At 72.6% G+C, this 12362-nt stretch carries 11 protein-coding genes; 8 read left to right on the forward strand and 3 right to left on the reverse strand.

All coding sequences use genetic code 11. The features are described 5' to 3' along the window. Positions 1-160 precede the first annotated feature (160 nt). Together EIO00_RS13825 and EIO00_RS13830 are read left to right on the forward strand one after the other, a co-directional pair. Entirely contained in the window at positions 161-715 is a 555-nt protein-coding gene (locus tag EIO00_RS13825; protein ID WP_140178939.1) for a hypothetical protein, read from the forward strand. After that, the gene (locus EIO00_RS13830) at positions 702-1268 is read left to right on the forward strand and encodes a class F sortase (protein ID WP_140178941.1); all 567 of its coding nucleotides are present in this window, start codon (positions 702-704) and stop codon (positions 1266-1268) included. The genes EIO00_RS13825 and EIO00_RS13830 overlap by 14 nt, the downstream gene beginning before the upstream one ends. Here the strand turns inward: EIO00_RS13830 and EIO00_RS13835 are convergent, their stop codons facing one another. Further along, positions 1269-2234, reverse strand: coding sequence for a phosphotransferase family protein (locus tag EIO00_RS13835; RefSeq protein WP_140178943.1), 966 nt, complete (start codon positions 2232-2234; stop codon positions 1269-1271). It abuts the gene before it with no gap. Positions 2235-2285: 51 nt separating this feature from the next. After that, positions 2286-2921, reverse strand: a complete 636-nt coding sequence (locus EIO00_RS13840) for a TetR family transcriptional regulator (protein WP_140178945.1) — start codon at positions 2919-2921, stop codon at positions 2286-2288. A 707-nt stretch (positions 2922-3628) separates the two neighbouring features. Between EIO00_RS13840 and EIO00_RS13845 the strand changes: the two genes are divergently transcribed. From EIO00_RS13845 to EIO00_RS13865, 6 genes are all read left to right on the forward strand, one after another. Continuing rightward, positions 3629-4396, forward strand: a complete 768-nt coding sequence (locus EIO00_RS13845; RefSeq protein WP_206664132.1) for a haloacid dehalogenase-like hydrolase — start codon at positions 3629-3631, stop codon at positions 4394-4396. Between the two features lie 278 nt (positions 4397-4674). Continuing rightward, a complete protein-coding gene (locus EIO00_RS13850) occupies positions 4675-5397 on the forward strand; it encodes a hypothetical protein (RefSeq protein ID WP_140178949.1) in 723 nt (240 codons plus the stop codon). Between the two features lie 961 nt (positions 5398-6358). Beyond that, on the forward strand, positions 6359-6502 hold the full coding sequence (locus EIO00_RS24200; RefSeq protein WP_161602719.1) for a hypothetical protein: 144 nt from the start codon (positions 6359-6361) through the stop codon (positions 6500-6502). Between the two features lie 299 nt (positions 6503-6801). Next, positions 6802-8040: a pentapeptide repeat-containing protein gene (locus EIO00_RS13855; RefSeq protein ID WP_140178951.1), complete on the forward strand. Its 1239-nt coding sequence runs from the start codon at positions 6802-6804 to the stop codon at positions 8038-8040. A gap of 1173 nt (positions 8041-9213) precedes the next feature. Next, positions 9214-9939, forward strand: coding sequence for a hypothetical protein (locus tag EIO00_RS13860; protein WP_140178953.1), 726 nt, complete (start codon positions 9214-9216; stop codon positions 9937-9939). Positions 9940-10380: 441 nt separating this feature from the next. Continuing rightward, positions 10381-10881 carry a TSCPD domain-containing protein gene (locus tag EIO00_RS13865; protein WP_479681609.1) on the forward strand — a complete coding sequence of 167 codons (501 nt, stop codon included), beginning with the start codon at positions 10381-10383 and terminating at the stop codon, positions 10879-10881. Between the two features lie 231 nt (positions 10882-11112). Here EIO00_RS13865 and EIO00_RS13870 read toward each other — a convergent pair whose 3' ends face one another. Then, a complete protein-coding gene (locus tag EIO00_RS13870) occupies positions 11113-12342 on the reverse strand; it encodes an acyl-CoA dehydrogenase family protein (RefSeq protein ID WP_140178957.1) in 1230 nt (409 codons plus the stop codon). Between the last annotated feature and the right edge of the window lie 20 nt (positions 12343-12362).

The following is a 12362-nucleotide window of genomic DNA, read 5'->3' on the forward strand; positions in this document are numbered from 1 at the left end:
ACTGACCATGCTCACTACTGTGAGCTAATATCTCATTACAAAGAGTCAACAAAGGATCGGCGTGCCCGCGTCTGCTCCACGGCCGGCCTGGGAATCACGCCGCGCGGACGGCGGGGCGGTCCCCGCCGTCCTGTCGTCCTGCGATCTCACCGGGGGAAACGTGCGCGTCAGGACCATCGTGGCCGGAACCGCGGCGACGGCCGCCGCACTGCTCGCCGCACCGCCCGCGCAGGCGGAGCGGGCCGTGGTCGACCCCGAACCGGGCCGGTTCGAGATCGACCCCAGCAGCGCCAAGCCCGACGAGACGGTGACCGTCCGGGGACGCTGCGAACGCCCGGGCGACGAGACCATGCGCATCACCAGCCATGCGCTGCGCGCCGAGGAGATCGAACTGGACTCCGACGGCGGCTTCAACCGGGCGGCGACCGTGCGCCGGACGCAGCCCGGCCGCTACACGGTGACGGTGATCTGCCAGCCCTCCAAGGTCTCCTACACCGAGGTCTTCTACGTGCACCGCTGGCCGGACCGCCGCGAGACGGTCACCTACCCCAAGCCCGAGGCGGTCCCCTACCCCAAGGGCGCCCCGCAGACCGGCGGCGGAGGCGCCCAGGGCGACGGCCGGGACCGGCCCTCGCTCCCCCTCCTGCTGCTGCCGGCGGCGCTCGCCGGAGCGGCCGGCGCGGTGACGCTCGCCCGGAGCCGTGTCCGGGCCTGACCGGCGCGGCTACCTGGTCGCCGTCCTGGCCGCCGCCGCGTTCGCGGCCCTCGCCCACGACGGCCGGGACCGGGAGGGCGACGCCGAGGAGCTGCCCCCGGCGGAGCCGGTGCGCGTCGAGATCCCCGTGATCGGGGTCCGGGCCCCGGTGATGCCGGTGGGGCGGTCCCCGGACGGCACCGTGCAGGTGCCCCCGTTGCACCAGGCCCACCGCGTCGGCTGGTACCGGTACGGCCCCGCGCCCGGTTCACGGGGATCGGCGGTGCTGTTGGGCCACTACGACGATCTGCACGGCCCCGCCGTGTTCCACCGCCTGGGACGGGTCAGACGGGGCGACGTGGTGCGGATCGAGCGCCGCGACGGGCGCACGGCGGTGTTCGCGGTGGAGTCCGTGGAGCGGGTGCCCAAGAGCCGGTTCCCCGCGCGGAAGGTGTACGGTCCGGTGGACCACGCGGGGCTGCGGCTGGTCACCTGCGGCGGCTCCTACGACCGGCGCCGGCGCACCTATCGCGACAACGTCATCGTGTACGCGCGGCTGACCGCGGCCCGCTGATCACGGCAGCATCTGCAGCAGGTCCCACTCGGTCTCGGCCGTCCGCCGCCCGATCGCGGCCAGCTCCACCGAGCGCTCGACCCCCGTCAGATGACGGCGGGCCTGCATGATGCAGATGACGCCCCAGCGCAGCACCCCGTACATCTCCCACCAGCGCAGCGCGTCCCGGTCGACGCGCACCCCGCCGGCCTCCTCATAGGCCGCGATGAGGTCGTCGTAGCCGCCGAACCCGCCGACCGGCTCGGGCGACCCGAAGCGCCAGGCCTTCGCGCACAGCCACCCCAGATCCTCCAGCGGGTCGCCGAGGTGGGCCAGCTCCCAGTCCAGGACGGCGCGGACGCCGTCGGGGCCGACGACGAGGTTGCCGTTGCGGAAGTCCCCGTGCACCAGGACCTGCGGGTTCGCCGGCGGGCGGTTGCGCTCCAACCACCGCAGGGCGAACTCCAGCACCGGGTGCGGCTCGCCGGCGGCGTCCAGCAGCTCCCGCCACCGCTCGAGGCCGCGGTCCCGCTCCAGCCCAGGGACGGGGGGCATGCGGTGCACGGCCGCCAGGATCCGCCCGCACTCGGCGGCCAGCCGCGGACGCGCCGGGGCCAGCGCGGGGTCCCGCAGGATGCGCCGCGGGATGGTCTCGCCCTCGACCCGTTCCATCACCACGAAGTCGACCCCGAGCGGCCCGTCCGCGGCGGCGCCCGCGGCGATCACCTCCGGGCCGGGGACCCCGGCGCGGCGGGCGGCCCGCATCAGCTCGGCCTCCATGGGCAGCGGCAGCCCGGAGAACTCCCCCGCCGGCCCGGCCAGCCGCAGCACCAGCGGGTGCCGCCCGGAGCCGGTCACCGCGTCGAACGTGCAGGTGATGCGCGAGGCGCCGCCGGCGGACCGGCGCAGCTCCGCGACCTGCACGTCGGGGCCGTACCGTGCGGTGAGCACGTCCCGCAGGGGTCCGCCGAGCCCGCTGAGATCCACGCCGCCTCCCGGTAAGCGCTCGCTTTCCATGCCATCGTGGCAGCCGACGGCTCAGTCCGGGAAGCGACCCCCGTTCCGGCGGGCCGATTCCGGCAATCCGACCAGGATCAGATCGGTCAGCGCGTCCACCACCGTCTCGCGGGGCACGTCCGGGTGGTCCAGCCACCAATCCCCGGCGGTCTGCACCATGCCGATCACCGCGTGCCCCCACACATAGGCGCGGGCGGGGTCGGCCAGACCGGACTCGGCCATCAGCACCTTGGCCAGCTCCTGGCTGAGCCCGCGGATCATGGTGCTCATCGCGCTGTGCGTGGCCGCGTCCTCGGCGCTGGCCCGGTGCATCAGGAACCGGTACAGCTGCGGGTTGTGCGAGATCAGCGACAGATAGGTGTCGATGGTGGTGCGGATCCGGTCCCGCACCGTCCCGGCGGCCGAGAACTGGGCCTCCACCACCTCCAGCAGCCTGCGGGTGTGCCGCTCGGCCAGCGCCTGGTACAGCCCGGACTTGTCGCCGAAGTGCCGGTAGAGGATCGGCTTGCTGATGCCGGCCTCGGCGGCGATGGCGGCCATGGAGGCGCTCGGCCCCTCACGCAGGATCACCCGGTCGGCGGCCTCCAGCAGAGCGCGCCGACGGTCGGGGTCCCGGGTGCTCGCCTGCTCTTCCCCGTCCGGTTCTCGGCTCCCCATGACTGCTCCTTGTCCCCATGGCGTCGTCCCCATGGTGTCCGCATGGCCTCGCAGGCCCCGCACCCGGCGGACCACGCGCCCTCCCCGCATGACACGGACGACGATTCGATCATGCACCGCTCCGGCGGCGGGTGCGCGGCCGACCCCGCCCCGCACGGCACCGTGGACGCGGCCGGACCGTCGACGGGCATCGGCCGGCCGGCGGCCCGGCGAGGGACACGGCCGATCGACGGGCGTCGAGGGCTCGCCGGGCCCCTCCCGAAAGAGGCGCATGCGCGGCGTCCTCACGGCCTCCCCATGGCGTCCTCCGTGCTCCGCCGCCTGCCGGCCCGACCGGTGAGGCGGTCGGTGCGTCCAGTGTCGGCGGGGAGCGGCGCATTCGCCAACTCCGCGCCGCCGGCGGGACACGGGGCCGTCCGCGGGCGCGGGGAACGGCCGTCGCACGGCCGATCGTCGTCGGACCGCCCGCGGCGGGCGATCCGACGGCTCCACCGCCTCCAGCCCTTCCGCCGGCACGGCCGCCTCCCGCCGGGTGCGGGACATGACCGGCGGCCCGCCCCGAGCGGCGAACCCGCGCGTCGCCCCCGACGGCCGCTCATCGTCGTCACCGGTGTCGTGCGAGAAGACCGGCGCACTGCCGGACGGTCACCCACCGTCCGCCAAGGCGCGGCCGTCCGCCGGAGAACGGAGCGCCTATCATCCGTGCGGTGCGCACCTTGGTCCTGTGGGACATCGACCGCACCCTGCTCAGCATCGACGGCCTGACCGCCGAGGTCTACGCCGCCGCGTACCGCCGGGTCATCGGCCGGGAGCTGCAGGCGTTCCCCGCCCTGGCGGGCAAGACCGAACGCGCCATCATCATCGAGACGCTGCGGCTCAACCGGGTCGCCCCCACCGAGGAACTGGTGGGCGCGCTCGCCGACGCCGTGGCCGAACGGTACGCCTCCCGGAGTCGGGAGATCCCCGCCCGGGGACGGGCGCTGCCCGGCGCGCACGCCGCGGTACGGGCCCTGGCCGCCGAACCACGGGTGATCCAGTCGGTGCTGACGGGGAACATGCGGCCGATCGCTGAGTGGAAACTGGCCGCCTTCGGCTTCGACGAGCACCTGGACCTGCGGGTCGGCGCCTACGGCATGGACGGCCGCGCCCGCCCGCCCCTGGTCGATCTCGCCCGCCGGCGCACCGCCGCCGTCTACGGGGAGACGGTCGACGCCGACCACACCGTGCTGATCGGGGACACGCCCCTGGACGTGGAGGCCGGTCGGCTCGGCGGCGCCCGCGTGATCGCCGTGGCCACCGGTGTCAGCGACGAGGCCGCGCTGCGCGCCGCCGGGGCGGATCTGGTGCTGGCCGATCTCACCGACACCGCCGCCGTCGTGGAGGCGGTCCTGGCGGCGGACGGCCCGAGACCGGCCGGACGGCGCGATGCGCCGGCTCTCGCCGACAACGCCGGACCCCCGATGCGTGAAGCGTGACCGCCGCCGCCCGGCCTCGGCGCGGGCTTCGGGCGATGCGTTCCACCTCACGCGGCCGCGCCGTTCCGTTCGAGGCGGCCGCTCCGCACCGGCCTTCCCCCGGCTTCCTCCCGCCGTGCAAAGCACCCCGGCATGCGCCGGTCCGTCGATCATCGTCGCCCAGAGGACCGTACGGCGCACGGTGAGGGCCACGAGCATCGACCCGAGCGTCGAAAGGCCCGGGGGCGTGGGCCGTCCGCCCCGCGGCCGCCTGCCCTGGAACCTTGAAAGGACTCATCATGGGTTACGACATGTGGTACGAGGTCCGGTTCAGCGGCGAGAAGGAGGCCGTCGCCGACGCACTGGCCTCGCTCCAGGCCGCGCTCCGCGAGCGGGACGCGTTGCGCCGCCACGAGGCGGAGCGGCTGCGCGCCGGACGGCCCGACCCGCCCTCCGGCGGCGCCCATGGGGGCCGCACCGAGCGGTACCGCGCCGCGCAGGAGAAGGTGGACGCCGCCTACGCCGCCTTGCGCGAGGCCGAACGCTCCCACTTCCGATTGAACGTGCGGGGCATGGAGAGGTACCGGAAGGCGATGGCGGCGCTCGGCATGGCCTTCGAGAGCGACCCGCCGGACTGGCCCGGTCCCGAGGAGTTCGGTCTGACCCGCGAACAGGTGCAGGCCGCCGGGAGTCCCGGGGACCATCCGGGCCTCGGCCTGACCGAGGAGCAGAAGGCCAGGGCCGCCGAGCATCGCGCGGCCGTCGAGCGGGTCCTGGCCTGGCACGGGGAGACCGACGCCCCCGGCATCCCCTTGCACAAGTTCTCCAGCAACGACGGCTGGCTGGTGCTGCCCGACGAATGCCGGGCCGCGGTCAAAGCCTGGGAGGAATACGTCGCCGACAAGGGCGAAGAGACCGCCATGACCTTCGTCGCCGAACACACAGGCGACCCGGACCACTGGCTGGCCTGGATCGACTACCTGCGCGTCGCGGTCGAGCGCGGGGGATTCCGGGTCTGGTGACGGACGACGGGCGGCTCATGCCCCGCGGTGAAGGGCCCGGGCCGGGGACGGTCGAGCCGCGGCACGCTCGTCTCGCCCGGCCGTCCGGTCACCGCCCTTCATCGTCGCGGTCTCCTCCGGCCGTCCGCGGCACGGTGTCCGCTTGCACGGTCGGCCCCCAGGCGCCGTCTCTGCGCCGCCGCCCCGACCGGCTCCCGTCGTGCCGCCTTCACCGGCTCGGCCGCCCACCGCCGGTGGCGTTCGCCCACCCCTTCGGGGACGGTGGTCCACGGCTCGTGCACGCTGATGAGCGCCTACGGTCACCACGCCCAGCGCCATGGGGCCGGGCGCGGCGGCCCCGGCGACGTGCAAGGGGGTTCCGGACTGCTCAGAGCCGCCGCGTGGGTTCAGCATCCCACCACGGGCGACGGGCATGTCTCTCGCCCCCCGGCCAAGGCGGGCCGCTGCCGGAGGCACCGGGCCGCCTCCTCCGCCCCGGTGGCCGCGCCCACCCGGAACGGGGCGCCGGTCCGGCAGACCGCGTAGGCGGTCGATTGGGCATGGCCCACCCGCGGCGCCGGACGGATCGACCCGGCCCTGCCGGCGGTGCAGCTCGTCGCCGAAGGGCACACCCGGATCGGCCGAGTCGTGGGCGGCCCGCTGCACGGCGTGGGAGTCCGCCGACTCCCAGGCGGTGGCCGCCTTCGCCGCGGCGAACGCACGGTTGTGGCGCCGGCATGCCGAGCGCGCCCCTGCAGCGTCCTGGGTCAAGGCGATGTCCGCGGCGGCCCGGATGTGGGCGGAGCATCGCAGCCGCCTGACCGGCGCGCCACGGACCTGACCTGACTCAACCATCGACACCGTTCGCGAGCATCCGACTACTGTCAGCACTGGTGTTCGGTGAGGAGGAACGCGATGGGCAAGCACGACAACACCGGCGACCGGCACCGCCCCGACAGGCCGATCCCTCCGGAGCGGGACGATGAAGATCTTCCGGCCGCCCGTCCGCCCCGGAGAGTGGCCGGCGCAGGTACCGATCACCCCAGACGGCCTGTGCTCGTGGGCGTCGATCTGCTTCCCCCGCAGGCAGATCGGCGAGGCGGCCGCCCTGCTCACGACTCAGTGACCGCTGGAGGACATGCCATCAACCTTTATTGGAGTCTTGCAGCGACGCAGCCGCTCCTTGCGGGCCTCAGGGTTCATGGTAGCCGCATGGTGGCCGTGCCCAGCCGGTGGCCTTAGCCAGGTCCACCCGCAGCACGCCTCGGACGGCTATGGCGCGCAGTCGGAAATCCCGCTCCTCCCTGAGCACACGCTGCTTCTCCCCGTACTCCTGTTGGACGGCCGCGGCCTTTCGATTCACGGAACGTCGGTCGTCGGTTTGGCATCTAACGCTCAAAGCAGTGCTCATCGCAGGAGGCGTAGGTGAACGAACAGGCGCCCCGCAGCCCACGGTGGGTGTGGATTGCACTGGTGCTGCTGGCCATCGTGATGCTCGCGGCTGTGGGATGGGTGCTGGGCCCCGGTATCGAATGGTGGATGCGCACCGTTGACGACGTCCAGGTCAGCGACGGGATCTCCACGAACGAGAAAGAGGTACTGGAGGCCAAGGACAAGGCACGAGGCCGGATCATCGCCTACGGCTCCGGCTTGCTGGCTGTGGGAGCGCTGGTCTTCACCGCGGTCAATGCCGCCGCCGCACGTCGCACCGCCAACGCCGCTCAAGCCAACGTGCAGGCAGCTCAGCGCACCGCCGAAGCGGCCCTACGCAGCGTGGAGATCACCGAACGCGGCCAGCAGCGCACCCACGAACTCACCGAGCAGGGCCTGGTGACCGGCCGTTATACCACCGCCATCGAGCAGCTCGGCTCCGACAAGATCGACATCCGCCTCGGCGGCATCTACGCCCTGGAACGCATCGCCCGCGATTCGGCTCGCGATCACCCCACCGTCATGGCCGTGCTGGCTACGTTCGTCCGCGAGCACTCCCACGACCCCGACGCCCACACCGCCCCCAGCCGATCACCGGGTCGGCCCGAGGAGAACACTGGCGGTACCAGCTCTTCCCCACCAGCGCGAACCCGGTTCCGTCCCGACCTGCAGGCCGCCCTCACCGTCATCGGACGCCGCAACTCCGATAAAGACACCGATCGTATCGACCTATGCGGCGCAGACTTGACTGGCGCGAACCTGGTGGACGCGGACCTGAACGGGGTTAATCTGAATGGCGCGTTCTTGAACGGCGCACACCTAAACGGCGCACACCTAAACGGCGCACACCTAAACGGCGCACACCTAAACGGCGCACACCTAAACGGCGCACACCTAAACGGCGCACACCTAAACGGCGCACACCTGAGCGGCGCACATCTGGTCCGCGCGAACCTAAACGGCGCACACTTGAGCGAAGTGGATCTGACCTGCGCGAACCTAACCCGTGCGAACTTGAACGGCGCGAATCTAATTGGCGCACACCTGAACGATGCGAATCTGATCCGCGCGAACCTAAGCGGCGCGTTCCTGAACAGCGCGAACCTTCGAGAGGTTCGTGGGTTGTCGGCAGAGGAGATCCGAGAAGCTGCCTCCGTCATGGAGAGCACTGTGTTCCCTGGTACCGAGACGCCCGCCCCGCCTTCGCCACGAACAGCTACAGAAAACACCTAAGGGCTGAGGGGGCACAACGGCGGCCGCCCCGCTCGCAGCCCGCTGTCCTGGAAAGCTACGCCTCTTTCCCAGCTTCTTGACCAACGCCACCGCCCGGAGCGGATCACCGCGGCGCTGCGACGAACCTACGGACCCAACGCCCCCACACGAGTGGAACGGCGGGCGACCCGGCATGGGGGGCCTGCGGTGGTGCAACCTCACCCGCACCACCCCCTACCTGCTGGACTGGGAGTTCTGAGGGCTCGCCCCCGCCGGCACCGATGCCGCCACGCTGTATTGCACCAGTCTCCTCGTCCTCGCGTCGCCAAGGAGGTCCATCGGCGGTTCCGTCACGTGCTGGACAGCCCTGACGGACGGGTAGAGCAACTGTGCGTGTGCATCCAGCTCACCCGGCACCCGGACTGCGGCCCATTGCAGGAGCCGCTGCCCGGCTGGCGCACCGGCTCCTCACCCAGGGGCAGACAGCCGGCCCCTGACGGCCGGCTCAACGGCCGACCTCGACCGAAGCGGGAAGCGGCTCGGGCCGTCCGTCAGGCCCCGGCCCCGGGCCCTTGTGCCCGCCTTCGAGCGGGCCCGGCACCACTGGATCGGCCCGATGCCGTGGTCCCCGCTTGAGCGGTGCGAGGAGGACCGGAGGGCGTGGCCACGGATCCGGACGGCCTCCGGCCGGTCGACGGCGTGCCGAGCGGCTCCCGGCGATCACGGCCCTCCCGCCGAAGAATCCAGGCAGGTGTCGGGGCCTCACCCAGCTCCTCGTCTCTCTTCCGGAACTCGGCCGCGGGGGCGGTGCCGACGCCCCACGCGCGGCCCCGTCGGGGGTATCGACGGCGGTGAAGGCCAGGCCGGCCTCGGAGGACCCGGCCGGGCCGGCCGGTGCCCGCGCCGGTCCCGCGTTCCCGGCGGGAAAGCGTCCGGCACCCGCCTGCGAAGCGCGCGGTGCTCCCGCGCTCTCTCCAAGCGGCTCCGCAACCCGGGGGGTGAGCCGGAGACGCTGCGGGCATGCGCCGAACGGGCGGGCTCGACCGCCGGCGCACACGTCCGGCCGCCGGCGCCGCCCCGGGAGGGGCGGCGCGCGTGAGGGCCGCGGGCACGGGCAGGCGGACGGTCGTCGCCCCGCCCGCGGCCGTTCGATCCCTGGAACACTGGGGCCCCCGGAACACGGAAAGGTCCGCTGTGGGTTACGACTTGCACTACGAGATCCGCCCTCCGGGCGAGGCCGAGGTCGTCGCCGAAGCGGAGGCGCGGCTCAAGGCCGCGCTCCGGGAACGGGACGCGCTGCCTCCGGAGGAGGCGGGTCGGCTGCGTCCCGACCACCCCGACCCGATCTCCCACGACGCCTACGAGGGCCGCACCGCGCGGTACCGCGCCGCCCAGGACAGGGTGAACGCCGCCCTCGCCGCCCTGTACGAGACCGAGCGCTCGTACTTCCGCCTGAACGTGTCGGGCATGGCCGGCTATCGGGAGGTGATGGCCGCGCTCGGCATGGCCTTCGAGGACGACCCGCGCCCCGACCCGCCCCGCCCCGAGGAGTTCGGCCTCACCCATGAGCAGGTGTGGGCCTTCGAGGATCCGGAGGATTTTCCGGACGTCGCTTTCACCGAGGAGCAGAAGGCCAAGGCCGCCGAGCACCGCGCGGCCGTCGAGCGGGTCCTGGCCTGGCACGGCAGGACCGACATCCCCGGCATCCCCTTGCACAAGTTCTCCAGCAACAGCGGGTGGCTGGTGCTGCCCGACGAATGCCGGGCCGCGGTCAAAGCCTGGGAGGAATACGTCGCCGACAAGGGCGAAGAGACCGCCATGACCTTCATCGCCGAACACACAGGCGACCCGGACCACTGGCTGGCCTGGATCGACTACCTGCGCGGTGCGGCCGAGTACGGCGGGTTCCGCGTCTGGTGACGAGCGGCGCGGCCGGGCGTCCACGCCGGTCGCTCCTCGACAAGGCGCCTGCGCCGAGTCGGCTTTTGCGGGCCCGTGATCCCGGTGGCTCGTCCGCTGCGGCCGCGTTCGGCGTCTTCCCCGTCGCCCGTCGACCGGTGATCGGCGGGAGGTCCGCTTCTCCCGTGTCGTGCCCGATACCGGGAGCCTTCGCGGCGCCTGTCCACCGCCTGCGGGCGCGGACCGTTCGCCGGAGAGTTCGGTGCGAACCGGCGCGCAGGGTCGGCCCTTCCCGGAGGGGCCGAGAGCTCATCGGCGCGTCGCCCCGGGAAACGTCACCGCTCCCCACTACTCTCATCACACCACATCTAGTGGCATGATCTTGAAAGTCCCCCACAAGTTGTGGAACCAGTCATGGAGGTGGATATGGCTCACCCTGCCAGCCCCGCAGTGCACCGGCCCATGCCGCGTCGGCGGTCCGGCGTGACCACTGCGGTGACCATCGGCGGGGAGCGCTTCTACCTGACCGCCAACGGCCGCGAGGACGGCACGCTCGGTGAGGTGTCCATCCGGTGGGGCAAGCAGGGGCAGGTCCAGGCCGGTCTGCTGGAGGCCTACGCCATCGCCCTGACCGTGGGGCTGCAGCACGGCGTTCCGCTCGCCGAGTTCGTCCGTCAGGGCCTGGATCTGTGCTTCGCGCCCAACGGCCGCACCGACGACCCCGACATCCCCCGCGTCCGCTCGGTCGTCGACTGGGTCGTCCGGCGGCTGGCCATCGACTGGCTGCCGTACCGGGAACGCGCCGCCCTGGGGATCCACACGCCGGAGGAGCAGGTGGACCGGGCCGCGGGGTGGCTCGCCGCCGAGGAGGCGCGGTTGTCCGCGGAGTCCGACGTTCCGCCGCCGGAGGCGTTCCTCGCCGACCTGGCCGTCGGCATCGGCGGCCCGGCCGCTCGCGGCTGACCTCGTCCCGGCCGTCCCCCCTAGGGGCGGCCGGGCGCCCGGGCGGTGACGGAGCGGTCCGGAAAAGCCGTCGGCGCCCATCGGATGCGCGGCCGGCCGCGACCGCTCCGGAGCCGTGGTCTCACCCCCAGACGACCCCCGGAAACGACGGAACCGGCGTCCCCACCCCGTCCGTCGGGGGTGGGGCGCCGGTTCACCGCGCCTGGAGGTTCGAGTTGTCCCAGGTCAGGGTCAGCGGATGGGCAGGCCGGTGATGGTGCGGCCGATCACCAGGCGCTGGATCTCGCTGGTGCCCTCGAAGATGGTGAAGATCTTGGAGTCGCGGTGCATCCGCTCCACCGGGTAGTCGCGGGTGTAGCCGTTGCCGCCGAGGATCTGGATGGCCTCCTCGGTGACCCGCACGCACATCTCGCTGGCGAACAGCTTGGCCATCGAGCCTTCGGCGTTGGCGAACTCCTTGCCGTTGCGGGCCATCCAGGCGGCCCGCCACACCATCAGCCGGGCGGCGTCCAGCTGGGTCTTCATGTCGGCCAGCTTGAAGGCGATGGCCTGGAAGTCGCCGATCTTGCGGCCGAACTGCTCACGCTCCTGGGCGTACTGCAGGGCGTACTCGTAGGCGGCGCGGCCCACGCCGACCGCCATGGCGCCCACGCTGGGCCGGGTGGTCTCGAAGGTCTTCAGCGCGGCCTGGCCCTTGGAGCGCTTGCCCTCGCGGGCGCGGGCGATGCGCTCGTCGAACTTGTCCTTGCCGCCGACGATGAGCCGGCCGGGGATGCGCACGTCCTCCAGGATCACCTCGGCGGTGTGCGAGGCGCGGATGCCGTGCTTCTTGAACTTCTGCCCCTGCTTCAGGCCGGGGGTGCCGGGCGGGATGATGAAGCTGGCCTGGCCGCGGGTGCCCAGCTCGGGGTAGACCGAGGCGACCACCACGTGGACGTCGGCGATACCGCCGTTGGTGGCCCAGGTCTTGGTGCCGTTGATCACCCACTCGTCCTTGGCCTCGTCGTAGACGGCGCGGGTGCGGATGGAGCCGACGTCGCTGCCGGCGTCGGGCTCGGAGGCGCAGAAGGCCCCCAGCTTCACATCGCCGGGGGAGCCGAACATCTGGGGCACCCACTCCCCGATCTGCTCCTGGGTGCCGGTCGCCGCGATGGAGGCGGCGGCCAGACCGGTGCCCACGATGGACAGCGCGATGCCCGCGTCTCCCCAGAACAGCTCCTCGAAGGCCACCGGGATGCCCAGGCCGGTGGGCTCCAGCCACTGGTTGGCGAAGAAGTCCAGGGAGTACAGGCCGATCTTGGAGGCCTCCTGGATGATGGGCCAGGGGGTCTCCTCGCGCTCGTCCCATTCCTCGGCCGCCGGGCGGATCACGTCACGGGCGAACTCGTGCACCCACTGCTGGACCTCGGCCACGTCCTCGCTGAGCTCGAGCGAGAACGACACCGCCTCGTTGCTCGTCATGCTTATTGACCTTCCCTCCA

It is taken from the genome of Thermomonospora catenispora (genome assembly GCF_006363815.1).
GTDB classification, from domain to species: Bacteria; Actinomycetota; Actinomycetes; order Streptosporangiales; family Streptosporangiaceae; genus Thermomonospora; species Thermomonospora catenispora.

Coding starts and splice junctions, on each gene's coding strand:
- EIO00_RS13840 (WP_140178945.1), bottom strand. CDS start 2,921: ATGGGGAGCCGAGAACCGGACGGGGAAGAGCAGGCGAGCACCCGGGAC.
- EIO00_RS13850 (WP_140178949.1), top strand. CDS start 4,675: ATGGGTTACGACATGTGGTACGAGGTCCGGTTCAGCGGCGAGAAGGAG.
- EIO00_RS24200 (WP_161602719.1), top strand. CDS start 6,359: ATGAAGATCTTCCGGCCGCCCGTCCGCCCCGGAGAGTGGCCGGCGCAG.
- EIO00_RS13865 (WP_479681609.1), top strand. CDS start 10,381: ATGCCGCGTCGGCGGTCCGGCGTGACCACTGCGGTGACCATCGGCGGG.
- EIO00_RS13870 (WP_140178957.1), bottom strand. CDS start 12,342: ATGACGAGCAACGAGGCGGTGTCGTTCTCGCTCGAGCTCAGCGAGGAC.